This is a genomic window from Bradyrhizobium shewense (assembly GCF_900094605.1).
Taxonomy (GTDB): Bacteria; Pseudomonadota; Alphaproteobacteria; order Rhizobiales; family Xanthobacteraceae; genus Bradyrhizobium; species Bradyrhizobium shewense.
In genome coordinates this window covers 1-25107 of record NZ_FMAI01000002.1, presented here as the reverse complement: position 1 = coordinate 25107, position 25107 = coordinate 1, and the positions used below count along the sequence as shown (strand labels likewise).

General features: G+C 63.8%; 28 protein-coding genes and 1 pseudogene. 13 read left to right on the top strand and 16 right to left on the bottom strand.

Annotation, left to right across the window (positions count from 1 at the left end):
* The first annotated feature begins 6 nt into the window (after nt 1-6).
* Together GA0061098_RS04285 and GA0061098_RS04280 are read left to right on the top strand one after the other, a co-directional pair.
* Entirely contained in the window at nt 7-729 is a 723-nt protein-coding gene (locus GA0061098_RS04285; protein ID WP_091954023.1) for a heme-copper oxidase subunit III family protein, read from the top strand.
* 9 nt (nt 730-738) lie between these two features.
* Nucleotides 739-1131 carry a cytochrome C oxidase subunit IV family protein gene (locus GA0061098_RS04280; RefSeq protein WP_165637155.1) on the top strand — a complete coding sequence of 131 codons (393 nt, stop codon included), beginning with the start codon at nt 739-741 and terminating at the stop codon, nt 1129-1131.
* A gap of 48 nt (nt 1132-1179) precedes the next feature.
* Here GA0061098_RS04280 and GA0061098_RS04275 read toward each other — a convergent pair whose 3' ends face one another.
* From GA0061098_RS04275 to GA0061098_RS04260, 4 genes are all read right to left on the bottom strand, one after another.
* Nucleotides 1180-1713 (bottom strand): putative immunity protein, encoded by a 534-nt coding sequence (locus GA0061098_RS04275; RefSeq protein ID WP_091954017.1) that lies wholly within the window; start codon nt 1711-1713, stop codon nt 1180-1182.
* A 152-nt stretch (nt 1714-1865) separates the two neighbouring features.
* The gene (locus GA0061098_RS04270) at nt 1866-3623 is read right to left on the bottom strand and encodes an NAD+ synthase (RefSeq protein WP_091954014.1); all 1758 of its coding nucleotides are present in this window, start codon (nt 3621-3623) and stop codon (nt 1866-1868) included.
* Between the two features lie 16 nt (nt 3624-3639).
* Complete coding sequence (locus tag GA0061098_RS04265) at nt 3640-3993, bottom strand: diacylglycerol kinase (RefSeq protein ID WP_028145281.1); 354 nt, start codon at nt 3991-3993, stop codon at nt 3640-3642.
* Between the two features lie 4 nt (nt 3994-3997).
* Nucleotides 3998-5386, bottom strand: coding sequence for a class II 3-deoxy-7-phosphoheptulonate synthase (locus tag GA0061098_RS04260; RefSeq protein ID WP_091954011.1), 1389 nt, complete (start codon nt 5384-5386; stop codon nt 3998-4000).
* Between the two features lie 179 nt (nt 5387-5565).
* Here GA0061098_RS04260 and GA0061098_RS04255 point away from each other — a divergent pair, with 179 nt between their 5' ends.
* Nucleotides 5566-6462: an alpha/beta hydrolase family protein gene (locus GA0061098_RS04255; RefSeq protein ID WP_091954008.1), complete on the top strand. Its 897-nt coding sequence runs from the start codon at nt 5566-5568 to the stop codon at nt 6460-6462.
* 844 nt (nt 6463-7306) lie between these two features.
* Here the strand turns inward: GA0061098_RS04255 and GA0061098_RS04245 are convergent.
* The 7 genes and pseudogenes from GA0061098_RS04245 to GA0061098_RS04215 all read right to left on the bottom strand — a co-directional run bounded on the left by GA0061098_RS04245 (nt 7307) and on the right by GA0061098_RS04215 (nt 11257).
* On the bottom strand, nt 7307-7723 hold the full coding sequence (locus GA0061098_RS04245; protein WP_091955146.1) for a RidA family protein: 417 nt from the start codon (nt 7721-7723) through the stop codon (nt 7307-7309).
* Nucleotides 7724-7901: 178 nt separating this feature from the next.
* The gene (locus GA0061098_RS04240) at nt 7902-8165 is read right to left on the bottom strand and encodes a hypothetical protein (RefSeq protein ID WP_091954003.1); all 264 of its coding nucleotides are present in this window, start codon (nt 8163-8165) and stop codon (nt 7902-7904) included.
* A gap of 202 nt (nt 8166-8367) precedes the next feature.
* Nucleotides 8368-8949: a TIGR00645 family protein gene (locus GA0061098_RS04235; RefSeq protein WP_091954000.1), complete on the bottom strand. Its 582-nt coding sequence runs from the start codon at nt 8947-8949 to the stop codon at nt 8368-8370.
* Between the two features lie 33 nt (nt 8950-8982).
* Complete coding sequence (locus tag GA0061098_RS04230; RefSeq protein ID WP_091953997.1) at nt 8983-9615, bottom strand: TerC family protein; 633 nt, start codon at nt 9613-9615, stop codon at nt 8983-8985.
* Entirely contained in the window at nt 9612-9974 is a 363-nt protein-coding gene (locus GA0061098_RS04225) for a hypothetical protein (protein WP_091953994.1), read from the bottom strand. Before GA0061098_RS04225 ends, GA0061098_RS04230 begins: the two co-directional genes overlap by 4 nt.
* Before the next feature lie 2 nt (nt 9975-9976).
* Nucleotides 9977-10450 carry a tellurite resistance TerB family protein gene (locus GA0061098_RS04220; protein ID WP_091955142.1) on the bottom strand — a complete coding sequence of 158 codons (474 nt, stop codon included), beginning with the start codon at nt 10448-10450 and terminating at the stop codon, nt 9977-9979.
* 427 nt (nt 10451-10877) lie between these two features.
* Nucleotides 10878-11257 (bottom strand): annotated as a pseudogene (locus tag GA0061098_RS04215) (nuclear transport factor 2 family protein).
* Nucleotides 11258-11394: 137 nt separating this feature from the next.
* Between GA0061098_RS04215 and GA0061098_RS04210 the strand changes: the two are divergent.
* The 3 genes from GA0061098_RS04210 to GA0061098_RS04200 all read left to right on the top strand — a co-directional run bounded on the left by GA0061098_RS04210 (nt 11395) and on the right by GA0061098_RS04200 (nt 13720).
* A complete protein-coding gene (locus GA0061098_RS04210) occupies nt 11395-12222 on the top strand; it encodes a class II glutamine amidotransferase (protein WP_091953990.1) in 828 nt (275 codons plus the stop codon).
* Nucleotides 12223-12241: 19 nt separating this feature from the next.
* Nucleotides 12242-13471: a carboxylate-amine ligase gene (locus GA0061098_RS04205; RefSeq protein WP_129590808.1), complete on the top strand. Its 1230-nt coding sequence runs from the start codon at nt 12242-12244 to the stop codon at nt 13469-13471.
* A 63-nt stretch (nt 13472-13534) separates the two neighbouring features.
* The gene (locus GA0061098_RS04200; RefSeq protein WP_091953987.1) at nt 13535-13720 is read left to right on the top strand and encodes a hypothetical protein; all 186 of its coding nucleotides are present in this window, start codon (nt 13535-13537) and stop codon (nt 13718-13720) included.
* Between the two features lie 13 nt (nt 13721-13733).
* Here GA0061098_RS04200 and GA0061098_RS44730 read toward each other — a convergent pair whose 3' ends face one another.
* Nucleotides 13734-14042, bottom strand: coding sequence for a hypothetical protein (locus tag GA0061098_RS44730; RefSeq protein ID WP_245323152.1), 309 nt, complete (start codon nt 14040-14042; stop codon nt 13734-13736).
* Nucleotides 14043-14418: 376 nt separating this feature from the next.
* On the opposite strand from GA0061098_RS44730, the gene GA0061098_RS04190 reads away from it, so the two are divergent.
* Nucleotides 14419-15558 carry a hypothetical protein gene (locus GA0061098_RS04190; RefSeq protein WP_091953984.1) on the top strand — a complete coding sequence of 380 codons (1140 nt, stop codon included), beginning with the start codon at nt 14419-14421 and terminating at the stop codon, nt 15556-15558.
* Between the two features lie 8 nt (nt 15559-15566).
* Here the strand turns inward: GA0061098_RS04190 and gor are convergent, their stop codons facing one another.
* The 3 genes from gor to rpiA are packed head-to-tail and all read right to left on the bottom strand — an operon-like array spanning nt 15567 to nt 18272.
* On the bottom strand, nt 15567-16955 hold the full coding sequence (gene gor, locus GA0061098_RS04185; RefSeq protein ID WP_091953981.1) for a glutathione-disulfide reductase: 1389 nt from the start codon (nt 16953-16955) through the stop codon (nt 15567-15569).
* A gap of 46 nt (nt 16956-17001) precedes the next feature.
* Nucleotides 17002-17544: a DUF2059 domain-containing protein gene (locus GA0061098_RS04180; protein ID WP_091953978.1), complete on the bottom strand. Its 543-nt coding sequence runs from the start codon at nt 17542-17544 to the stop codon at nt 17002-17004.
* Nucleotides 17545-17546: 2 nt separating this feature from the next.
* Entirely contained in the window at nt 17547-18272 is a 726-nt protein-coding gene (gene rpiA / locus GA0061098_RS04175) for a ribose-5-phosphate isomerase RpiA (RefSeq protein ID WP_091955138.1), read from the bottom strand.
* 168 nt (nt 18273-18440) lie between these two features.
* On the opposite strand from rpiA, the gene GA0061098_RS04170 reads away from it, so the two are divergent.
* From GA0061098_RS04170 to GA0061098_RS04145, 6 genes are all read left to right on the top strand, one after another.
* Nucleotides 18441-19115 (top strand): HAD family hydrolase, encoded by a 675-nt coding sequence (locus GA0061098_RS04170; protein ID WP_091953975.1) that lies wholly within the window; start codon nt 18441-18443, stop codon nt 19113-19115.
* A 155-nt stretch (nt 19116-19270) separates the two neighbouring features.
* Nucleotides 19271-19765: a hypothetical protein gene (locus tag GA0061098_RS04165; protein ID WP_091953971.1), complete on the top strand. Its 495-nt coding sequence runs from the start codon at nt 19271-19273 to the stop codon at nt 19763-19765.
* A gap of 108 nt (nt 19766-19873) precedes the next feature.
* Entirely contained in the window at nt 19874-20893 is a 1020-nt protein-coding gene (gene moaA, locus GA0061098_RS04160; RefSeq protein ID WP_091953967.1) for a GTP 3',8-cyclase MoaA, read from the top strand.
* Between the two features lie 170 nt (nt 20894-21063).
* A complete protein-coding gene (locus tag GA0061098_RS04155; protein WP_091953964.1) occupies nt 21064-21645 on the top strand; it encodes a TRAP transporter small permease subunit in 582 nt (193 codons plus the stop codon).
* Nucleotides 21646-21671: 26 nt separating this feature from the next.
* Nucleotides 21672-23327, top strand: coding sequence for a TRAP transporter large permease (locus tag GA0061098_RS04150; protein WP_091953961.1), 1656 nt, complete (start codon nt 21672-21674; stop codon nt 23325-23327).
* Nucleotides 23328-23445: 118 nt separating this feature from the next.
* On the top strand, nt 23446-24732 hold the full coding sequence (locus tag GA0061098_RS04145; RefSeq protein WP_091953958.1) for a M20/M25/M40 family metallo-hydrolase: 1287 nt from the start codon (nt 23446-23448) through the stop codon (nt 24730-24732).
* A gap of 134 nt (nt 24733-24866) precedes the next feature.
* Here the strand turns inward: GA0061098_RS04145 and GA0061098_RS04140 are convergent.
* On the bottom strand, nt 24867-25107 hold a 241-nt coding region (locus GA0061098_RS04140), incomplete at its 5' end, for a transposase (protein ID WP_165637154.1).

Below are 25107 nucleotides of genomic sequence, written 5' to 3'. Positions count from 1 at the left end.
GACCAGATGGCAGAGACCGTGCTGACAAATCCGGGCCATTCGACTGCGCGGCTTGAAGGCTGGCGCGGCATCGCCGCCGACTGGGCGTCCGATCAGCGCGCCTTCAAGAACGTGTCCTGGGGCAAGGCCATGATGTGGATCTTCCTCCTCAGCGACACCTTCATCTTCAGCTGCTTCCTGCTCTCCTACATGACGGCGCGCATGTCGACGACCGTGCCGTGGCCCAATCCCAGCGAAGTCTTCGCCCTCAACATCGCCGGCAATCACATTCCGCTGATCCTGATCGCCATCATGACCTTTGTCCTGATCAGCAGCAGCGGGACGATGGCGATGGCCGTCAATTTCGGCTACCGCCGCGATCGCGTCAGAACCGCAGCCTTGATGCTGGCCACGGCGGCGTTCGGCGCAACCTTCGTCGGCATGCAGGCCTTCGAATGGACCAAGCTGATCATGGAGGGCGTCCGGCCCTGGGGCAATCCGTGGGGCGCACCGCAGTTTGGTGCGAGCTTCTTCATGATCACCGGATTCCACGGCACCCACGTGACCATCGGCGTGATCTTCCTGATCGCCATTGCGCGGAAGGTCTTGCGCGGAGACTTCGACGTCGAGAGGCGTGGCTTCTTCACGAGCCGCAAGGGGTATTACGAGATCGTCGAGATCATGGGCCTGTACTGGCACTTCGTCGATCTCGTGTGGGTATTCATCTTTGCATTCTTCTATCTTTGGTGAGGTCGGCGCATGACAAACGCGGCGGTACACATGGAAGGACAGCTCCACGCTCCCGCGCATGGCGCAGTCGCAACGGGAGCCGTTCACGCCAGCGGTCAACAGCACCCGATCAAGCTCTACCTCGTGGTCTGGGGCTGGTTGTTCGTCCTCAGCACGTGCTCCTACCTCGTCGACTATTTTGGCCTGCATGGCTACCTGAGGTGGTCGCTGATCCTGCTGTTCATGATGTTGAAGGCAGGCCTGATCGTCGCAGTCTTCATGCACATGGCCTGGGAGCGACTGGCACTGGCCTATGCCATCCTGCTGCCGCCGATCGCGGTATTGGTATTTGTGTCGATCATGGTGCTCGAATCCGAATACACGCACTTCCTGCGGGTGCTGTTTTTCGCAACCCCGTCATAGCGGCAATCTGAGTTCTCACCGCCATTACCTTGCGAGGCGGGCATCTGGTTACGCCAGTTCGCTGCGAAGCCTGCGATCGATTGCGCGCAGCAGTTCGCCAACCCGCCCTCCACCGGACGGTGCGAGCGGGTAGCGGCGCAGAACCTCGACGAGCCCAGGCGTCGCGCGCCGGACGGCGCGCTCAACATAGTCGGCACCAACATCTGCAGCATCGCCCGCTGCAAGTTCAGTGGCCCGGGCTGCATGGGCGGGCGCGCCGAGAATATGCCTGACCTGAGTCGATCGAGCCAAGGGATGGAGATAGGCCGCGGATGAGGCACACATCGCCGCGCGCGCAGCTTGGCTGGCTGCTGCATTTTCGGCTTCCTTTGCTGCCTTCAGCGCGGCCCAGGCAGCATCGCGCAAGGCCTTCACCCGCTTGCCTCCTCTTGCGAACGTCCGGGCGGTTTCGAGCGCATCGCGCGGACGGGAATCTGCGGGATACGATTGCTCGAATATCTCCAGCACGTCCGCGGCATTATCCGCCGCGTAGGCAGCGACCTCACGGAGATCCTCAATATCTAGGATGAACTCGTCTGCCATGCCTCACCTGCTCGACACCAGCGCGGCCATCCCTATTGACGCGCTATGGCCGAAGTCGGTCGTCTCAATATCCGCCGCGGAGTACTGGATCATCCGCCTTCGCGGATGATGACAGCGAACCATGGGGCGCTATTGCCCTCACACCGAAAGCTTCACCCCTCGAACGCGTCGATCGACGCCTTGCTGCCGCGCGAGACCAGCGTCTCGTCCCCGGCGGGCAGCCCCTCGCCCTTGTCGCGAAAGCGGTTGGTGATGGGATAGCGGCGGTCGCGGCCGAAATTCCTGGGCGTCACCTTCACGCCGGGCGCGGCCTGCCGGCGCTTGTATTCGGCGACGTTGAGCAGATGGTCGATGCGGGTGACCGTTTCGCGATCGAAACCGGCGGCGATGATCTGATCCAGCGGCTGCTCACGCTCGACAAGACGCTCCAGGATGGCATCGAGCACCTCATAGGGCGGCAGCGAATCCTGGTCGGTCTGGTTCTCGCGCAGCTCCGCGCTCGGCGGCCGTGTGATGATGTCGGGCGGGATCACCTCGCCCGCCGGCCCGAGCGCGCCATCGGGCTTCCAGCCGTTGCGCAGGCTCGCCAGCCGAAACACCTGCGTTTTGTAGATGTCCTTGATCGGGTTGAAGCCGCCGTTCATGTCGCCATAGAGCGTGGCGTAGCCGACCGACATTTCCGACTTGTTGCCTGTCGTCACCACCATCAACCCGGTCTTGTTGGAGATCGCCATCAAGAGCGTGCCGCGGCTGCGGGCCTGGAGGTTCTCCTCGGTGATATCAGGCGGCAGATTCTTGAAGAGGCCCGAGAGGATGGTCTCGAAGCCGGTCACAGCCTCCGCGATCGGCAGCACCTCATAGCGGATGCCGAGATGGCCGGCGAGCTCGCCCGCATCGGCGATGGAGTGTGCTGCGGTGTAGCGATACGGCAGCATTACGCCGTGCACCTGATCGGCGCCGAGCGCATCGACCGCGATCGCCGCGCAGAGGGCCGAGTCGATGCCGCCGGAAATGCCGAGCAGCACGCCGGGAAAACCGTTCTTGGTGACGTAGTCGCGCAGGCCCAGCACGCAGGCGGCGTAATCGGCCTTGTCGCCCTCGGGTTGCCCGGCGATCGGGCCCGTGCAGCGCCAGTCGTCGCCATTTCTCGCAAAGCGCAGCGTGACGATGCTCTCCTCGAACGCCGGCAATTGCGCAGCAAGCGAAAGATCGCTGTTGAGCGCGAAGGACGCGCCGTCGAACACCAGTTCGTCCTGGCCGCACACCTGGTTGAGATAGACCAGCGGCAGCGCGCTTTCGGTCACGCGCGCCACCGCGACCGACAGGCGCACGTCGCTCTTGTCGCGGGCGTAAGGCGAGCCGTTCGGCACCAGGATGATCTCGGCGCCGGTCTCGGCCAGCGTCTCGACCACGTTCTCGTAGTCCTCGGATTCCTCCAGCCAGATGTCCTCGCAGATCGGCACGCCGATGCGCACGCCGCGCACGGTCACAGGGCCAGCGGCAGGGCCGCGCGAAAACAACCGCTTCTCGTCGAACACGCCGTAGTTCGGCAGATTGCATTTGAAACGCAAACCAGCGATGCGCCCGCCGTCGAGCAGCGCGCAGGCATTGTAGAGCTTGCCGTCCTCGACCCAGGGCGTGCCGATCAGCATGGCCGGCCCGCCATCGGCGGTCTCTCGGGCCAGTGCCTCGATCGCGGCGCGGCAGGCCGCCTGGAAGGCCGGCTTCTGCACGAGGTCTTCCGGCGGATAGCCGGCGATGAACAATTCCGGAAACAGCACGAGATCGGCGCCGTCGGCGATGGCTCTCGCGCGCGCATCGCGCGCCTTCGCGGCGTTACCCTCGATGTCGCCCAGGGTCGGATTGAGCTGGGCGAGCGTGACCGCGAATGCTTTGAGACGTTCGGTCATGGCCGCCGCGCTCCGATCAGATAAATCCCAGTCGCTCGATGATGGCGATGATCCAGAACGCGCCGGCCATCAGCAGCGCGACGCCGACGGCGGCCGAGCCCATGTCCTTGACCCGCCCGATCTGCTTGTCGTGATCCATCGTCAGCCGATCGGCAAGCTTTTCGATCGCGGTGTTGAGCAACTCCACGGTCAGCACGAACGCAACCGAACAGACCAGCTCGACCGCGCGCATCGCGGTCGCGCCGATCAACCAGGCCAGCGGCAGCGAGGCGAGGAGCGCAAAAATCTCCTCGCGGACGGCCTGCTCCGATCGGAACGCAAAGGCCAGACCGTTACGGGAATTGATCGTGGCCTTCCAGATCCGCAGCAAGATCCTAGAGCCCCGCTGCGGCCGGCATCGGCGTGGCCTTGCCGGCGCGTTCCTGCTTGAGGAGCTCGGCGATCAGGAAAGCCATGTCGATGGATTGCTCGGCATTGAGGCGGGGATCGCAGACCGTGTGGTAGCGGTCGTTGAGGTCCTCGTCCGTGATCGCCCGGGCGCCGCCGATACACTCGGTAACGTCCTGCCCGGTCATCTCCAGATGCACGCCGCCGGCATGGGTGCCTTCGGCGGCATGGATCGTGAAGAAAGACTTCACCTCAGACAGAACCCGGTCGAACGGGCGCGTCTTGTAGCCTGAGGTCGAGGTGATGGTGTTGCCGTGCATGGGGTCGCACGACCAGACCACCACTTTGCCCTCGCGCTTCACGGCGCGGATCATGTTCGGCAGGTGCTCGCCGACCTTGTCCGAGCCGAAGCGGCCGATCAGCGTCAACCGGCCCGGCTCGTTGTCGGGGTTGAGCACGTCGATCAGCTTCAAGAGCTCGTCGGATTTGAGCGACGGGCCGCATTTCAGCCCGATCGGGTTCTTGATGCCGCGGAAATATTCGATATGGCCGTGATCGAGCTGGCGGGTGCGGTCGCCGATCCAGATCATGTGGCCCGAGGTCGCGTACCAGTCGCCAGTGGTGGAATCGACGCGGGTCATCGCCTGCTCGTAGCCGAGCAGCAGCGCCTCGTGGCTGGTGTAGAAATCGGTGGCGCGCAGCTCGGGATGGGCTTCGAGATCGAGGCCGCAGGCGCGCATGAAGTTGAGCGCGTCCGAGATGCGATCGGCCAGCTCCTTGTAGCGGCGGGACTGCGGTGAATCCTTGAGGAAGCCCAGCATCCACTGATGCACGCTGCCGAGATTGGCGTAGCCGCCGGTGGCGAAGGCGCGGAGCAGGTTCAGCGTCGCCGCCGACTGGCGATAGGCCATCAGCTGGCGCTGCGGATCCGGCACGCGCGCTTCCTTGGTGAAGGCGATGTCGTTGACGATGTCGCCGCGGTAGCTCGGCAGCTCGATACCATTGAGCTTCTCGGTCGGCGACGACCGCGGCTTTGCAAACTGGCCGGCGACGCGGCCGACCTTCACCACCGGGACGGCGCCGGCGTAGGTCAGCACCACCGCCATCTGCAGCAGCACGCGGAAGAAATCGCGGATGTTGTTGGCGCCGTGCTCGGCAAAGCTCTCGGCGCAGTCGCCGCCCTGCAGCAGGAAGGCCTCGCCGGCCGCAACGCGCCCCAGCGCCTTCTTCAGGTTGCGCGCCTCGCCCGCGAACACCAGCGGCGGAAAGGTCGCAAGCTGCGCCTCCACGTCGGCCAGGGCCTTGGCGTCGGGATAGTCGGGCACCTGTAGCACCGGCTTGCTGCGCCAGGACTCGGGCGTCCACCGCTCGGACATCGCAATCTCTCCGTGAAGCAAAAAGCACAACCTGATCTGTAGGTTGCGAGGGCCGCCTTATACACAGGCTGGCCCCGCCCCGCCAGTTGTAAATCCATTTGGTCCTGCAAACCCTTGCGGGGAAAGCCAAATTCGCATTTGCTGGGAGGGCGAGGCAACTGGCAGGATACCTTGCGCCCATGGACGCGGCACTGGACGACGTTTTCATCGACGAGATCAACTTCCCGGCGACCGACGGGTATGCCCTGGCCGGCACCCTGTTCCTGCCGCGCGGCACCAAACGGCATGCCGTCCTGATCAATTCGGCGACCGCCGTGCCGCGCAAGATCTACCGGGGCTTTGCCTCCTATCTCGCCCATCGCGGCCGCGCGGTGCTCACTTACGACTATCGCGGCATCGGCGATTCCCGGCTGCCGGCGATGGTCGGCTACAACCAGCCGAAATCGCTGGTCGGCTTCAAGGCCTCGATGTCGGACTGGGCCGCGCTCGACGTCACCGCCGCGGTCAGCTGGATGCGGGAGCGGTACAACACCCTGCCGCTGGCCTATGTCGGCCATTCCTTCGGCGGTCAGGCGCTGGGGCTGATCGCCAACAACAGCGAAATCTCGCGCGCCGCCTTCGTGGCCTCGCAGGCCGCGACGTGGCGGCTGATGACCTCGCCGGAGAAATACCGCGTCTTCGCCTTCATGAACCTCATTGGCGTCCCGCTCGCCCATACGCTCGGCTATGCCCCCGGCTGGGCCGGCGTCGGCGAGGATTTGCCCAAGGGCGTCTTCCTGCAATGGGCCGAGTGGGTCTCGAGCCCCCGTTATCTCTTCGATTCCAAGCTGCCGGCGCTGGAGAATTTTGCGAAGTTCAAGGGCGAACTGCGGGCGCTGTGCTTCTCGGACGATCCCTGGGCGACGCGGCCGGCGGTCGAGCTGCTCGCGAGCGGGTTCACCGCGATCAAGCCGGAGGTGCTCAACATCAAGCCGTCCGATGTCGGCGCCAAAGCAATAGGCCATTTCGGCTTCTTCCGCCCCGAGCACCGCGACACGCTGTGGCGAGGCGTCGCCGAATGGATTCAGGGGGACTGAGACACAGCTTCGCGTCCTCGCGGCTTTTCTCGCCCGAGCTTTGCACGATCGCTTCACCCTCTTTTGAATGAGGGCGCAGGGAAGGCCGGGAGCCGGTTGGCTCCCATCGACCGCCATGCCAGAGCAGATTGCGTGTGCTTCATGCATAGCGGGTAACAGGGCAACCGGAGCATCCCGGCCTTCCCTGCGCAGTGGTTTGACGGCTTATGTCGTGCTCTCCCCGGGGAGCGATGCACTATTGCCCCCGTCGACTTGCGGATGGCTGATGCGCGTGCCCGGTTGGACCGCCACATCACCGCAAGACTTGACGCACAGACCCCGGGTGTCAGGACCACACGATTTTGCCGTACGCGGATCACACCGGTCGTGTGCGCCAGGTGTTTCGCTCACGGTTGCCCGCCCTGCGAAATCCTTCGCGCCGATGTCATCTGCGTCCACCGCCACCCGGCCCGCGTTCGTGACGATCGCGATACGCCCCTCTTCGTTGGGCCGGGATGCAGCGACACATACGCGATTTCCGAATTTCGGTAAAGTGGAATATTTTTGGTGGCGGGCGTTGCCCCACCGCTCGCGTGTTTTGCCCGTCGGGCAACACAAGGCCTTGTAGATATCGTTTACGGCCGCAGCCCGGGCGTTCCCGTGGAAACGCTGAAAGGCGTGCGATTCCCGACGCGCAGCCGCGTCTTCACCGACGAGGAAGCCGCCAAGCTGAAGGCCGCGGGACCGCCGGCGTGCGCATTGAACCAGGGCGTATACCCATAAATGTCGGTTCACCATCGTAACGCGGAAGTCAACCACCTTGAGCGTGATCTGCGGCTTGTGACCCACTGCTGCCGTCAGCCATTTACTTGCGCGCAAGAAAAACGTTAGAGGGTTCGACCTCGATCAGGAAAGCGTCGTTGGCGAGGCTCGGCACCCCGATCCAGGTTGCGCAGGGCGGGTTCTCGCCGAACGCCGCCCTGAGAACGCTGGTGATCGCTCCACTTTCATGCATGTGACTTAGCCTGATGTAGAGTCGGAGTGAGCCGACGTCATCGAGCGTCGCGCCAACCGATGCCAATGCGAGAGCTAGGTTTTCTAGGCTCTTTTCAAGTTGACGCCCGATGTCACCGGCACCGACGATGTTTCGATCGGCATCCCAAGCTACCTGGCCGGACACATTTACCACGTCACCGAACGGCGTCCGAATGACTGTAACCTGAGCAAAACCATACGGCCGGCTATGAAAAAGTCCTGCAGCAACATGGACGGATCGGTTCATTGGGGCTCTTTGCTTTTTGCCGCGGTCAACGGCGCAACTACGACGAATAGAGCATACGAAGGCGACAAGCGACACTTCGGCTCCTGACCCATCGGCGACCTCGGAGGCCATCCGCTCTTCGGCCGATGCTGGCGGTAAACCGGACGTCAGGCGGACAGCGGATTAAAGAGCACAGGCCCTACCGGATGATCGTCGTCAGGGACGAGTAGCGCCTGTTGGGCTTGGCCTCGCCCGGCGCGAACTGCGCGAACGCGTCGCTGACGCGGACCGCCGGCGGCGTGTCGCTCGCAAACCGAAACTCCTTCGGCCGCGGCGCGTAGAAGCTGGCGCGGTAATAGGCGTCGTCGAAGCGCGCCTCACCGACCCCGAACAATGCGTCGCAGACGAGCAGGAGCGCGTAGACTCCCGCGACCGATGCGCCGATCTCCCTCAGAATTGACATGCCGATAGCCCTGCCTTTTGCGAGCAGGATGCAGGTCGGTTCCAAAGGTCTGGTTTAAGGCACCACGCTTCTTGTCCGCAGGGTTTGCCGCGGCTGAGCGGATTGCGGACAATTTTATCGATCTCAAAAAAGAGCCCGCCGGATCGGACGATCAGGCGGGCTCAGGATTGGCCGCTCGGGAGGATTCGGACGGCCAGGTTGATCAGCCGTGGCCGGCCTCCTTGCGATGGCCGTTATCGCTGAGGCGGTCGACCCAGGCGATGCCGATCGCCGAGACGATGAAGGTCATGTGGATCAACACCTGCCACATCACGCCGGTCTCGGTGAAATTGCTGCGCGTGGTGCCGAGATTGCCGGCCTCGATGAAGGTCCTGAGCAACGAGATCGAGGAGATGCCGATGATCGCCATCGCGAGCTTGATCTTGAGCACGCTGGCATTGACATGGCTCAGCCATTCCGGCTCGTCGGGATGACCGGTCAGATTCAGGCGGGAAACGAAGGTCTCGTAGCCACCGACGATCACCATGATCAGAAGGTTCGAGATCATGACGACGTCGATCAGCCCGAGCACGACCAGCATGATCTGCTGCTCGCTGGCGTCGAACGAGTGCGCGACCAGATGCCAGAGCTCCTTCAGGAACAGCAGCACATAGACGGCCTGCGCGACGATCAGGCCGACATAGAGCGGCACTTGCAGCCAACGCGAGCCAAAGATGAGCTGCGCAAACAGGCCTAGGCGCGGCGGCTCGACCTGCGCCGAAGGTGCTTTGGGTTCGGACGTCATGAATTACTCCGGATTGCGGAAAGAGTTGTCGCCTCAGAGACTCGCGATGACAGGCGCGAGCTCGAGCGAGCCCCGATAGATCATCTCGAAGGCGACGTAAATGATGATGGCGAGGCCGATATAGGCGACCCAGCGATGCTTCTGGAGCACGCGGCCAAGCAGGTCGGCGGCAACGCCCATCATCGCGACCGACAGCAACAGCCCGAAGACAAGAATGTAGGGATGCTCGCGCGCGGCGCCGGCGACCGCGAGCACGTTGTCGAGCGACATCGAGACGTCGGCGGCAACGATCTGCACCGCAGCCTGACCGAAGGTCTTTCGCTGCACGGTCGCACCATCCGCGCCGCCATGGCTGAACGCCAGATGCCTCGCATGCGCCTGCTCGCGCAGCTCGCGCCACATCTTCCAGCAAACCCAGAGCAGCAATACGCCGCCGGCAAGCAACAGGCCGATGACCTGCAGCAGCTGGGTCGCGACGCCGGCGAAGACGATGCGCAGTACCGTGGCGGCGGCGATACCGACGATGATGGCGCGGCGGCGCTGTTCGGCCGGAAGTCCCGCTGCGGCGAGGCCGATGACGACGGCATTGTCGCCGGCGAGAACGAGGTCGATCAGGACGACTTGAAGGAGGGCAGTGAGCGCTTCGGGTGTGATGAATTCAATCATGTTTGATCATTTTTTGGCGCAGCCGGATCGAGCCAATGCGGCTTCTTCCGCTCGACCCAATCCAGGACCTTCGACCGTGAGGAGCGCAACGCAGGCACGTCCTCGGCAAGCAGCGCGAGACCGAGCGGCAGCATCCAGACGCCGAGGATCGGAAGAAAGGAAAGCACGCCGCCCACAATGAGGAGCGCGCCCGATGGAATTCGGACCCAGCGGTTCGACGGCTTGAGCAGATAGGTGACCGTGTCACCCATACGGGGCGGCAGCCGATCGACGAGCTTTTCGAGGCGCGGGTCGCCGCCGGCCATTTCGCTGGCGGGACCTGCGGCTTCACTCGTACGCTCGTTCGATGCTGCGTTCATGCTTACTCCTCTGTGGCCATCTGCCGTTCGGTGCGCCCTTGACCCGACGTGACCGGCTTCGCGCGCGGCAGCACCAGCGTCAGCAAGCGCAACAATTTGATCGCCTGCACTTCATGGGGATGGACGTCCTCATCCGCCGCCGCCACGCGCTCCGACAGCTCAATCAAATGGGACGACAGCGGCAGGTTCGAAACCGGCCGCAGCGTGTCGATCACGACATTGGCAAAATCCGGCTCCTCGAGCCGTTCGGCGAGTTCATCGAACATCGCATAGAGCCGTTCTTCGGAAATGTGCGGCGCCAGCTTGCGATCCCTGATGAAACGGATCACCTCGTCGCGCTCGACCGGCGAAACCCGCCGGTCGGCAACCGCGACCAGCGCGCCCACGATCACCAGCGCGACCGCGGCCTGCTCGTTCAGGCTGGACGGTTCCGTGATCTCGATCTCGATCGGATTTGAGGATTTGGCGTCAGACATCGTTGCTCCCTTAACTTGCGAAATGACCGCACGGAGCTGCGATGGGGACGAATGGTCGGAGAGAACATACAGAGGCCCGACGATCGGCCGATCCATCGCATTCGCGCGGGACAGGTCATCCGACATCACGAGGTTTGCCGACATCGTCGGCGTCCTCGCCAGAGGGGCCCGGATTCTTGTTCGTGTCAGAGATAAAGGTGGGTCCGTCGGAATCAAGGCGAGATGACTGCGACCAGCCGCCGCATCGGTTCCATGGTCGTGCATTGTTGTCCGGGACGCGTACAACGCTTCAGGCGTTGCTGCGCGGAGCCAGGCCCCGGGAACAACGTTGCATAGGCCCCGGCCCTGCTGCGCACCGCTAAGTCGGCGCTGTGCTGTGTCCGAGGCAAGAGGCCACCATTTCGTCGCGCACCTGCATCAACGCGTCTCACTCCACCGGCTCGACCAGATGCGCACGGGATGGCGCGGGATCGAAGCGGTCGCCGAAATATTGCGTCTCGTGCGTCACCAGCCGTCATGAAATTCCATGATGCTCACGACATAAGACGGCACCCCGTCATAGCTCAGCACGAATTCACTGACCCAGAGATCGCCGCCGCCAACGATCCGCCGAACCGTGAAGCGCTTCTGGTTCGGCTGCACGAACCTGCTCTCCTGAATGTTCCTGCGACCGCGGATGCGCTCGCCTGACTGCGGATAGTCGAGCACTGCGTCCTCGCGATAGATATCACGCTCGACCTCGAAATCATTGGCATCCGAGGCGTCCCAATGTCGCTGAAGCGCGGCCAATACGGCTTGATCGTTCATCTCGGCCTCCAATGTCGACTTACCGCATCGTAACACTGAACTCGGCTCTGGTGATCGCTGCTTGGCGCCGGGAACCACGAGGCCGGCACGTCGGTTAGTGCAGCTCACGACCCATCCGCCGCCTCACAGGAACTCCCATGTGCCGCTGGATCGCATACCGTGGCGAGACCACCTCGTTTGAGCCTTACGTCACCGAGCCCGAACATTCGCTGGTCGCGCAGAGCATCCGCTCGCTGCAATCCACGGCGGGCTCGAATGGCGACGGCTTTGGTCTCGGCTGGTACGGCGAGCATCCGGAGCCCGGCCTTTATCGCGAGACCCGCCCAGCCTGGTCGGACGAAAACCTGCGCTATCTCTGCCGGCATCTGCGCTCGCACTTGTTCTTTGCCCATGTGCGCGCCGCCACCGGCACGGCGGTGACGCGACAGAATTGCCATCCCTTTGCCTGCGGCCACTGGATGTTCATGCACAACGGATTCGTCGGGAGCTGGAATCGGCTGCGGCGCAAGGTCGAGGCGCTGATCCCCGATGCTTATTATCCGTCGCGGCTGGGCACGACCGACTCGGAGGCCGTGTTCCTGGCGATGATGGGTGCCGGGCTCGACAGCGATCCGCTTCAAGCGACGCGGCGCGTGCTGCACGCCCTCGTCGGCCTCGTCAATGAGGGGCAGCTGCGCGAACGACTGCGCTTCACCAGTGCGATCGCCAACGGCCGGGATCTCTATGCATTTCGCGTTGCGGTCAACGACGCCGCAAACACGCTCTATTACCGGGAGGACGGCGGCCAGGTCATCGTCGTGTCCGAACCGTTCGACAAGGAATCGGACTGGACCGAAGTGCCGCCAAATCACGCGCTGATCGCGCGCGCGTCCGAAAACGTGAAGATTGTTCCGTTCGACGTTGCAAGTTCCGGTAGGTGTGACGCGGAACCCGCCCCCGTCAGACGGATTATCGCCCGCAGGTAAGCCTTTGCCGGGTGGCCCAATGACATCTACTTCGGACGTTTTGAAACTGCTGCGCCTCGATTCCTCTCGAGACAAGCAGCATCTCGTGATTCGCTCCGCTGGCGGCGGCGGCAAGGCGGCTGAATATTCCTTCGGGATCGAGGAGGAATACTTCCTGGCCGATCGGCGCACGTTCGACGTTGCGATCGAAACGCCCAACGAGCTGTTCGAATCGGCGAATTGGTCGACCGGCGGTCAGGCCATGCGGGAGATGCTGCAATCCCAGCTCGAGGTCGCCACCAACGTTCACGTCGACGTCAACGATGCCCGCGAAGAGCTTCGCTTCCTGCGGCGCGAAGTCGCCAACGTCGCCGCGCAATATGGTTTCGTGATCATGGCGTGCGGCACGCACCCGACCGCGGTCTGGCGCATGTCGCAGCCGAGCCCGAAACCGCGCTATGAGGAGATGATCGAGGATCTGCGCAGCATCGGCCATCGCAACATGATGTGCGGCATGCATGTGCACGTCCAGCTGCCCGATCCCGAGAAGCGCATGGCGGTGATGCGGGCAATGCTGCCGCATCTGCCGCTGTTCATCGCGCTGTCCGCCTCCTCCCCGTTCTGGAATTCGCACAAGACCGGGCTGAAGGGCTACCGTCTCGCCGCCTATTCAGAGCTGCCGCGCACCGGCCTGCCCGAACTGTTCGAGAGCCGGCAGGACTACGACGACTATGTCGGCGCCTTGCAGCGCTCCGGCGTGATTCCCGACGAGAGCCACATCTGGTGGGCGATGCGCCCGTCAATGCGGCACCCGACCCTCGAGCTTCGGGCGCCCGACACCTGCACCTTCGTCGACGATGCCGTCGCCATCGCCTCGCTCTATCGCTGCCTGACGCGCCACCTCTATCTGCGGCCGGATCTGTCCAAAGGGGTCACCGCCGTCGAACGCGCAATCGCGGTGGAGAATAAATGGCGCGCCCAGCGCTACGGCACCGATTGCATCTTCGCCTCCAGAGACGGACCGGTCACGATCTCGGAGATGCTCACCCGAATCATCGACAACACCGCCGGGGACGCCGACGCGCTGGGCTGCGCCGCCGAGATCGAGCATTGCCGCGTCATCATAGACCGCGGCAGTTCTGCCGAATTCCAGCTTCGCGCCTATCGCGACAACGGCGACGACATCGCAGCCGTGTCACGATGGATCGCTACATCGACGATCTCAGGGACGAGCGCGCCGATCGGGCGCAGTGCTCCAGCGCCGTCATAGCGCCCACGCAAGCTTCGCGGACGAGAACGTCATTTCTGAATTTGCTACGCCGTGGGGGAATGCATGACTGACATCGCCTGGTGCGCCGGTTGCGGCCACAGCCTGGTCCCGATCCTGTCCGAGAACGGCCGCGCGCGGCCAAGCTGCTTCTGGTGCGAGGGCGTCGACGCGCGGACCACGGAGATGGCAAAGTGGGCTGACAGCCCGGCCGGCAAGCCGGATCGGGCCGCGCCTCACGCTTTTGGTTGAGCCGCCCTCCGCGTCAAGCCCGCGCCACCACGCGCGGACGGAACACGGAATCCACGGTCGGGGAAAGAGCCGCGACCGGCTTTCGCGTCGGCCGGCGCCGCGGGATGAAGAAATTGTTCACGACGATCGGCTCGTGATCACCGAGCGCGATCCGCTCCTTCGCGAGCAGGCTCATGACCGAGCGCATCTTGATGACTTCCTGCGCCACGAAGCTGCAGTCCTCGTCGCGGTTGATCTGCTCATGCATGATCGCTTCGGCTTCGCGCATGCTGACGCGGAGCGCTCTGATGGTTCTGCGAATTTCGCTGATACGGTTGTCCATGGGTGCCTCCATCTCGGTCGCAGCATAAGAACAAAACATGAACAATCTGTCAATCGCCGCCCGGCCCGGTCGCGACGTTTTCGCTAAATCCTGAAGGCGCGATCGGACCGATCCGGCACCGCCGCCGCTGCACGCGCACTCGCGGCTTGCCGACAAATTAGACAGCTCCCCTCACTGCGCGGGAAGCGCGCATCCCCAGCACGCGTCCGACCATCAGAACAGGCCGTCGATCTAACCTCCCGTGCAACCACCGGATTTTTCCCGAACGGGCATGCCGGCATCGCGGCGCCAGGCCCGCTTGCTGCTTCGCAAACCAACTGGCCCAAAATTCGCAGTGACGTTGCAAGCGAAGCAACGGCGCAGAGCGGAGAACGTCATGAACGTGCATGCTGCGGGCGATCTCAAGACCACCGGCCTCACCCATCCGAATGGCGCGCCGCTCCGCCTCAACACGCAGGACTTCGTCGCAATCGATCGCGACCGGAATGCGAAGTTCGAGGCAACGTATCGCCCGCAAGCGCTCTACAATCGCGCCGACGAAGGCTTTCGCGCCAACAACGAAACCTTCCTGCTCCACGAAGTCGCGACCAATCTGCCGATCTACCGTCCCGACACCGGTCCCACCGACTTCCATCTGCATCTTCCACCCGGCGGCTTTCAGCTCGTGCTGGTCACTTCGGGGGCTTTCACCTTCGACTATGACGGGCGCTTCTACAATGTCGGCCCGGGCGCGGTGATGCTGCAAAGCGCGATCGTGCATCGCCAGCTGTTCTACACCTGGTCGGGTTTGCCAACCGAAGAGAATTTGAAGACGCCGCAGACGGTGGTGCCGGATCCGGTCTCGATGGGCTATTCGGGCAAATTCCTCGAAGCCTTCATCACCGATCCCACCACCTTTCCGAATCCCACCATTGTCGGTCCCGATCAGATCAACGAAGCCGAAACGCCGCGCGTGGCCTGGAGCCATCCGCTGCACGATCGCCCGGCCAATGCCGGCTTCTGGCTTCAGGATCCCCTGGCGCTGGATGCACTGTTCAAGCCGCTTGGCGACGGCTCGATCAAATCGGCGCTGCCGGTTTACGTGCGCGATATCGGCATCGAGGCGCCGAGCGGCCAGCTCGTCACCGGCCATATCATCGCAACCGATCCGCGCGGCCGGTTGCTTCTGCCGAAGAGTCCGTCGGCATCCGCGAACGCCGCCTCGTTCGCCAAGGGCGAGGTCGTGATCTATCGCGTCATTCGTGGCACGGCCGAATTTAGGAACAAGGCGGGTGAGGCCTTCGAGCTCGCGGCCGGCGACGTCGTGACCGCAGGCAAGCGCTCGATCAGCCTTGTCGCGGTCGGCGAGAACACGCAGGTGCTCCGGCTCGGCCTTCTCAAGGGCATCGACGGCCTTCGCGGCTGGACGCCGACGCAGCGCGACGAGATCGACGGTCTCGCCGGCCAGATCATCACGCAAAAGGACGTTCGTCCGCTGCGCACCGAAGGCAAGCCGGTCGGATATCTCTACGCTTAGGAGACGCCCTACTCCGCGGCCTGGCGCACGTGGCGCGCGGTCGGGGTGCGCATGGTGACGAGCTCTTCGGCCGCGGTCGGATGCAGCGCGATCGTCGCGTCGAAATCAGCCTTGGTCGCCTTCATCTTCACCGCGATGGCAACGGCTTGCGTGATCTCGGCAGCGGCATCGCCGACGATGTGGCAGCCGAGCACGCGATCGGTCGAGCCGTCGACCACGAGCTTCATCAGCACGCGGGTGTCGCGGCCCGACATCGTCGCCTTGATCGGGCGGAACGAGGTCTTGTAGATGTCGACGTGACTGAACTGCGCGCGCGCTTCAGTCTCGGTGAGACCAACGGTGCCGACCTCCGGCTGCGAGAACACGGCGGTCGGGATATTGGCGTGGTCGACCTTCACCTCGCGCTTGCCGAACACGGTGTCGGCGAAGGCGTGGCCTTCGCGGATTGCGACCGGCGTCAGGTTGAAGCGATGGGTGACGTCGCCGATCGCATAGATGCTGTCGACCGAGCTCCTGGAGAAATGATCGACCGCGATACCGCCATTGTTCGGGTTGATGGCAACGCCGGCGTTCTCGAGCCCAAGATTGGCGACGGCCGGATGACGGCCGATCGCGAACATCACCTGCTCCGAAGCGATGCTCGATCCGTTCGACAGATGCGTGGTGAATTCATCGCCGTGGCGATCGACCTTGCTCACCGTGCAGCCGGTGAGAATGGTGATGCCCTGCTTCTCCATCTCGGCACGAACGTGGGTGCGAACATCCTCGTCAAAACCGCGGAGGATGTTGTCGCCGCGATAGATCACGGTGACGTCGGAGCCGAAGCCGGCGAAGATGCCGGCGAATTCCAGCGCGATGTAGCCGCCGCCCTGGATCACGATCCGCTTCGGCAGCTTCTTCAGGTGGAACGCTTCGTTGGAGGAGATCACGTGCTCGATGCCGGGAATCGAGGCGCCGTGGTTGGGCGCGCCGCCGGTAGCGATCAGGATGTACCTTGCGGTGATCTTGCGGTCGTTCTCGAGCAGGCGGACCGTGTGCTTGTCCTCGATCACCGCCCGGCTCTTGACGATTTGCGCGCCTGACTTCTCGACATTGGCGGTGTAGGCCGCCTCCAGCCGCGCGATTTCCTTGTCCTTGTTGGCGATCAGCGTCGGCCAGTCGAAGCTGGCGGACGGAACGGTCCAGCCGTAACCTGCGGCGTCCTCGAGCTCGTGACGAAAATGCGAGCCGATCACGAACAGCTTCTTCGGCACGCAGCCGCGGATCACGCAGGTCCCGCCCATGCGGTACTCTTCCGCAATCGTCACGCGGGCGCCGTAACCGGCCGCGATGCGGGCGGCACGCACGCCGCCCGAGCCGCCACCGATGACGAAGAGGTCGACGTCGAATTCAGCCATTGTCCACTCCGACCCCTGTCAGGAAGTCCTGATCAGATAGTGTCTGTCAGATCTCCTTGCCACGCTTGCGCATCTCGGCGCGGAAGGCTCCCATCACGGTCTCGGCGAAGTTCTGGGCCCAGGAGTTCATGAAGGCCATGGACAGGCCGATGGCGCGCGGCTCGGCATCGATCAGCTTCTTGCCCAGCGGCGACTTGTAGAAGGTGACGAGATCCTTCAGCTCCTGCTCGGTGAACTCGCTGGCATAGATCTGCGCCATGCCTTCGCCGATCTCGTTCTGGCGGCCTTGCAGCTGCTGGGCGACGATCGGGGCGACCTCGTTGAGATCCTTCTGGTAGTTGAGGTTCTGCTGGGTCAGCGCGATCTTGGTCTTCTCGACGAGACCAGGCACGGCGCCCGCGTACATCGCGGTGGCGTTCTTGATCTGCAGGATCTCCCTCGCCGCCGCGATCGCCGCAGGCGAGGCTTTGGGCTGGGCGGGCGCAGCGCCAGCCTTGGGCGCGGCCTGCTGCGCAGCGGCCGGGACGACCGAGAGGGCCAGTCCCACAGCGAGGGTCGCAGCCGGCAAAAATTTCAAAACGCACTTCATTCCTAGTCTCCTTTCGGCTTACGCCGTTCAATCACGCGAATTCCCTCGCCGCCCGCCAGAACAGCCGAGCTGGCCAAGCCAATGAACAACCCGTGCTCGACCACGCCGGGGATCGCGCTCAACGCGCTGGCGAGGCGGGCAGGATCCCCGATCTGTCCGAGCTGGGCATCGACGATCCAGTGGCCGCCGTCGGTGACGAAAACGTGGCCGTCCTTGTCCCCGCCCTTGGCCTTGCGGACCGCCATTTGCCCGGAAACGCCGCATTCGGCAAATGCCTTCTCGATCGCCCGTCGCGTCGCGCCGAGCCCGAACGGGATGACCTCGATCGGCAGCGGAAATTTGCCGAGCGTGGGCACCCATTTGGTGTCATCTGCAATCACGATCATGCGATCCGACGCGGCCGCCACGATCTTCTCACGCAGCAGCGCACCGCCGCCGCCCTTGATCAGGTTGAGTTCGGCATCGATCTCGTCGGCGCCGTCGATGGTGATGTCGAGATGGTCGATCTCGTCGAGCGTGGTCAGCGGCACGCCGCACCGCGTCGCATCGAGGCGCGTCGCCTCGGAGGTCGGCACGCCGATCACCTTGAGCCCGGCGGCGACGCGCTCGCCGAGCAGCTCGACGAAATGCTTGGCGGTCGAGCCGGTGCCGAGCCCGAGCTGCATGCCGTCCCGCACCTCCTCGAGCGCGCGCGCCGCGGCCTGTCGCTTCAACTGGTCCATATTCACGTTTGCGCCCGCCTCTGAAGTCTCGAACATGCCGCCGATCGTGGCCGCTTTCGGCGGCCTGTGTAGCCTCGTTTTCCGCCGGAGAACAGGGTCTGGGGAACAGGCTATAAGCTGATCTTATGGCGCCACCCCTTGCACTGACCTGACCGGGCCGGTAGCGCTTGGACCATGACCTCCCCTCACACCATCGTCTTCGATCTCGACGGCACGCTTGTGGATACGGCGCCCGACCTGATCACCGCGCTGAACCACGTGCTCGACCGCGAAGGGCTGCCGCCCGTGCCGATGGCCTCGGCCCGCAACATGATCGGCGCCGGCGCCCGCAAGCTGATCGAGCGGGGGCTGGAGGCCGAGGGCCGCACGGTCACCCCCGCCGACATGGACCGGATGACCGCGGATTTCATCGCCTATTACGCCGATCATATCGCCGTCGAATCCCGGCCCTTCGAGGGGCTCGAGGCCGCGCTGGACCATTTTTCCGCGCAAGGCCATCGCCTCGCCGTCTGCACCAACAAGCTGGAATGGCTGTCGAAGCGGCTTCTGGACCAGCTCGACCTCAGTCGCCGCTTCGCGGCGATCTGCGGCGCGGACACCTTTGGCGTCCAGAAGCCCGACCCGACTATCTTTCGTGAAACGGTGGCGCGCGCCGGCGGAGCGGTCAAAGCCAGCATCATGGTCGGCGATGCCGGAACCGATGTCGGGGTGGCCCGCCGGGCCGGAGTGCCGGTGATCGGGGTCAGTTTTGGCTACACCGACGTGCCGATCGCCGAGCTGAAGCCGGACCGGCTGATCCATCACATGCGTGACCTGCCGGCCGCCGCCAGCAGCCTAATGACGGCATAGCTCTATCAAACTATTGATATAGCTTCGTTATTCCGCGAATACCCCCTTAACCATTCATTATCTATGCGCAGCCCGCCGGTTGCCTGCCCCGGACGACGCTCCTAAGGTCCGCGCGGGGGTATGTGGCGGTTCGTCGCAGTTGAAGTGGATGGGTCATGCGTCGTGTCATCGCGGTTGCGTTAGCCGGAGCGAGTCTATTGGGAGCGGCAAGTCTTGGTGGCTGCTCCTCGATGTCCTGGGACATGTTCAAATCGGCTCCGCCGACCGTCCAGGTCCGAATCGAATCCAACCCGCCAGGTGCCGACGCCACGACCTCGCTCGGGCCGGGCTGCAAGACACTCTGCTCCGTCTCGGTTCCCGCACCCGAGGCCCCGTTTACGGTCGCTTTCGCGCTGCCCAAGTACCAGCCGGCGAGCGTCCCGGTGAACGTGATCAAGAATCCCGGGGATTTCACCACCCCGGCCGCGGTGGCCACCGACCCCAATCCGGTGTTCGCGGAACTCCAGCCGGCCACTCCGCCGAAACCGATCCGCAAGCCGCACCGGCCCAGGAAGCCCAAACCGGCCGCCGCTGCGCCTGCCGCGGCACCGACTGAGGCCGCAACGGCCGCGGGCTCACCATTCCCCGATCCGAATGCCGGCAGGCGCTGATCTACGTATACCACCCGATTGTCCTCGCCGCGTCCGATGCTTAGATTGGGTGCCGAGCACCGCTGAAGCCAAGGTGCGCCCGTCGCCGCCAGTGACAAGGCCTCTCGCATGAACGGATCCGCCGCGCTGTCCACCCCGATGACCGATCCGTTCGGGCGGACCATCAGCTATTTGCGCGTTTCGGTCACCGACCGCTGCGACCTCCGCTGCTTCTACTGCATGTCGGAAGACATGACGTTCCTGCCCAAAGCGAACCTGTTGACGCTGGAGGAGCTCGACCGGCTCTGCTCGGCCTTCATCGCCAAGGGCGTCAAGAAGCTGCGGCTCACCGGTGGCGAGCCGCTGGTCCGGCGCAACGTGATGACGCTGGTCCGCTCGCTGTCGCGGCATCTGTCGAGCGGCGCCCTGAACGAGCTGACGCTGACCACCAACGGCACCCAGCTTGCGAAACACGCAAGCGAGCTCGCCGATTGTGGCGTGCGCCGCATCAACGTCTCGCTCGATACGCTCGATCCCAAGAAGTTTCGCGAGATCACCCGCTGGGGCGAGATCGACAAGGTGCTGGAAGGCATCGAGGCCGCGCGCGCCGCAGGACTTGCCGTGAAGATCAACGCGGTGGCGCTGAAGAACCTCAACGAGGACGAGCTTCCCGACCTGATGCGCTGGGCCCACGGCAAGGGCATGGGCCTGACGCTGATCGAGGTCATGCCGATGGGCGAGATCGGCTCGGGCCGCATCGACCAGTATCTGCCGCTCTCGCTGGTGCGCGCGCGCCTCGCCCAGCAATTCACGCTGACGGATTTAGCGGAGAGCACCGGAGGTCCGGCCCGCTATGTCAGCGTCAGCGAGACCGGCGGCAAGCTCGGCTTCATCACGCCGATGACCCATAATTTCTGCGAATCCTGCAACCGGGTTCGCATTACCTGTACGGGAACGCTGCACACCTGCCTCGGCCACGAGGATGCCTCCGATCTGCGCAAACCTCTGCGTGCATCCGATGACGACATGCTGCTTGCAGATGCGATCGACCGCGCCATCGGCCTGAAACCCAAGGGCCACGATTTCATCATCGACCGCCGCCACGACCGTCCCAGCGTCTCCAGGCACATGAGCGTCACCGGCGGCTGACACCCTCGGCTGCGGCCTTATTCCCCTTAACTATCAACAAACTTCCAATTGACGGGCGGCACGCCCGCTGGTTTGGTGCGGCAGCCTCATGCCTGCGCGGCGAGATAAGCCACGCGCCCGCTTCGGCGCAGTCAAGACGGCCGGGGCACACCATCGGGGAGGACCTATCGTTGCAAGCGCTCCTGAAGCTGAGCCAAGGGATTGACGCGTTCACACGCTGGACGGGCAAACGCCTGGCGTGGCTGATCGTGGCCGCCGTCATCATCTCGGCGGTCAATGCGATCATCCGCAAGACGTTCGACACCTCCTCCAATTCGTGGCTCGAGTTGCAATGGGTGCTGTTCAGCATCGTGTTTCTGCTGTGCTCGCCCTGGACGCTGCTCGACAACGAGCATATCCGCATCGACATCGTGAACAACACGCTGCCGAAGACGGTCCGTAACCTCATCGATGTGATCGGTCACCTGTTCTTCCTCATTCCGCTGTGCATCGTCATGATCATCACCGGCGTGCCGTTCTTCCAGCGCTCGTTCCATATCAACGAGCAATCCGGCAACGCCGGCGGTCTGCCGCAATGGCCCGCCAAATCCCTGATCATGATCGGGTTCGCCTTCCTGCTCGTTCAAGGCATCTCCGAGCTGATCAAGCGAATTGCCGTCATGCGCGGAATGATTCCGGACCCGCATGAATCCCAGGTGTCGGCGCTGGAGGCGGAAGTCGAGCATCTCGTCGAAGCGATCGAGAAGAAGTAGCCGTTGGCGACGGTTTAGGGGGAATCATGACCGCGTTTATCATCGCCAATATGGCGCCCATCATGTTCGCGTCGCTGGTCGTCATGCTGCTGCTTGGCTATCCCGCGGCATTCTCGCTCGGCGCCGTGGGCCTGTTCTACGCCATCGTCGGCATCCAGCTCGGCGAGTTCCGGCCGGACTTCCTCCAGGCTCTTCCGGAGCGCGTCTACGGCGTGATGAACAACGACACGCTGCTCGCCATTCCCTTCTTCACCTTCATGGGGCTTGTGCTGGAACGATCGGGCATGGCCGAGGATCTGCTCGACACCATCGGCCAATTGTTCGGGACCATCCGCGGCGGCCTTGCCTATGCCGTGATCTTCGTCGGCGCGCTGCTCGCCGCAACGACGGGCGTGGTCGCCGCCTCCGTCATCTCGATGGGCCTGATCTCGCTGCCGATCATGCTGCGCTATGGCTATGACCGCCGCGTGGCCGCCGGCGTCATCGCCGCGTCCGGCACGCTCGCGCAGATCATTCCGCCCTCGCTCGTTCTGATCGTGATGGCCGACCAGCTCGGCAAGTCCGTCGGCGACATGTACGAAGGCGCCTTCATCCCCGGTCTCGTGCTCGCCGGCCTTTACGCCGGTTACGCCTTCCTCGTCAGCATGTTCTTCCCGAAGGCCACCCCGGGCCTGCCGAAGGAAGCCATCGGCTTCCGCGAGGAGAGTGGCAGCCGCGGCCTGGTCTCGCTCGGTATGCTGTTCCTCGCGAGCTGCGTGTTTGGTTGGTTCATGATGCGCAATTCGACCGTGCATGGTGCCGATTACGTCGTGCTCAGCATGTTCTGCGGCATCATCTTCGCCTTCGCCGTCGCCGTGGTGAACTGGGTCATCGACAAGCTCACCGGCTTCCGTTTCCTCTCGAAGATGGCGCAGCAGACCACCTTCGTCATGGTGCCCCCGCTGTTCCTGATCTTCCTGGTGCTGGGTACGATCTTCATCGGCATCGCGACCCCGACCGAAGGCGGCGCGATGGGTGCCGCCGGCGCCCTCATCCTCGGTGCCGCGAAGCGGCGGCTGAGCTGGGACCTGATCCGGCAAGCCACGGAATCGACCGCCAAGCTGTCCGCTTTCGTCGTGTTCATCCTGGTCGGCGCCCGCGTGTTCTCGCTCACCTTCTACGGCGTCAACGGCCACGTCTGGGTCGAGCACCTGCTCACCTCCCTGCCCGGCGGCCAGGTCGGCTTCCTGATCTTCGTCAACGTCTTCGTGTTCGTGCTGGCGTTCTTCCTCGACTTCTTCGAGCTGGCCTTCATCGTGATCCCGTTGCTCGGGCCTGCCGCCGAGCATCTCGGCATCGACCTGATCTGGTTCGGCGTCATCCTCGGCGTCAACATGCAGACGTCGTTCATGCATCCGCCGTTCGGCTTCGCCTTGTTCTATCTCCGCTCGGTCGCGCCGAAGGAGCGCTACACCGATCGGCTCACCGGCAAGCGGATGGAACCGGTCACCACAGGCCAGATTTATTGGGGCGCGGTGCCATTCGTCGTCATCCAGATGATCATGGTCGGTCTGGTGATCGCGTTCCCGTCGATGGTCATGCATTACAAGGGCGTGCAGACCAACATCGATCCCAACACGATCAAGATCGAGGTGCCGCAGATCGAGCTGCCGCCGCTGGATCTCGGACCGCCATCGAAGTAGCGGCGGACGCCCCTCGCCGTCGTGCTCCGCTCAAGCGGCGCATGACGCGCGACGGCGCGTGACAAGCACCGGAAACGGAGGCATACCGGGCCATCCTCAGCCCTAAGGATGGCCGCTCATGCCTCGATTTCGCCCTGCTCCATTCGTTGCCCCGTTGATCGCCTCACTCTGGCTGACCTGTGCCGCAACGATGGTGCGGGCCGAGCCGGTCGCCGATGTTCACGCGCTGGCGCAGAAAGAGCAGCAGCCGCTGCTCGATACGCTGCGTGATCTCGTCTCCATCGAATCCGGCAGCAAGGACATCGAAGGCCTGAACCAGATCGCCGAGCGCGTTGCCGGTCAGCTCAAGCAGCTCGGCGGCACGGTGGAGATCCTGCAACCCACCGACATCTATCGCCTCGACGACACGCCCGAGAAGATCGGGCCGGCCGTGCACGCCGTGTTCAAGGGCACGGGAACTAAAAAGATCATGCTGATCGCCCATATGGACACGGTGTACCTGAAGGGCATGCTGAAGGATCAGCCGTTCCGCATCGACGGCGACAAGGCCTATGGCCTCGGCATTGCCGACGACAAGCAGGGCGTCGCGCTCATTCTCCACACCGTGGCCTTGCTGCAGAAGCTGGCCTTCAGGGATTACGGCACGCTCACGGTGCTCACGAACGGCGACGAGGAGATCTCCTCCCCCGGCTGGCGCAGCACCATCACCAAATTCGCCTCTGATCAGGACGCGGTGTTCTCGTTCGAAGGCGGCGGCACCGACGGCACGCTGCGCCTGGCCACCAGCGGCATCGGCTCGGCCTATCTCACGGTGCAGGGCAAGTCCTCCCATGCGGGCGCACGGCCGGAAGGCGGCGTGAATGCGCTGTACGAGCTCTCGCACCAGGTTCTGCAGATGAAGGACCTGTCCAAGCCGGAGCAGGGCCTGAAGCTGAACTGGACGGTCTCCAAATCAGGCACCAACCGCAACGTGATCCCTGCCGACGCCACCGCCCAGGCCGATGCGCGCGCGCTCAAGGTGTCCGACTTCGACGAGTTGGAGAAGGCGCTGCAGGACAAGATCAAGAATCGCCTGCTGCAGGACTCCAAGGTCAATTTGAAGTTCGAGGTGCGTCGCCCGCCGTTAGAGGCCAACGAGGCCTCACGCCGCGTGGCGGCCTACGGCAAGACGATCTATCAGGAGCTCGGAATGTCCCTCAAGGTCGACGAGAAGGCGACCGGGGGCGGCACAGACGCAGCGTTTGCCGCGCTGAAGACCAGTGGAGCCGTAGTGGAGGGCATGGGCCTGTCGGGCTTCGGTGCGCACTCCAACGACGCCGAATATGTGCAGGTGGGCAGCATCGTGCCGCGGTTGTATCTGGCCACACGCATGATCATGGATCTGTCCACGGGTAAACTGAAATAGGGGCGGCGCTTTTCTTCCTTCTCCCCTTGTGGGCCTGTTGCGTTATCGGCTTTTGAAGTTGAGGACGGCAGGAGAAGGGCCGTGGTTACGGCAATTGCCAGCCAAGTCTGTAGTGGTCGCCCTCGGCGGGCGGCTCAGGCCGCGATCGTGGCCCACCGCCTCATGTTGAAGGCGATCGAGGCGAGCAGGACCTGCCCGCTTGCCTTCATCAGACCAACGTAGCGGATGCAAGTCAGTCGCATGCGGCGTTTGAGAGTGGCGAAGGTGGTCTCAACCTGGGCTCGTCGGCGCGCGATGAGGCGGTTGTAGTGTTTGAGCCTTGGCGGCAGTTCCGGATGATGTCTGTTGGGACGGAACGCGATGCGGGGCTTTTTG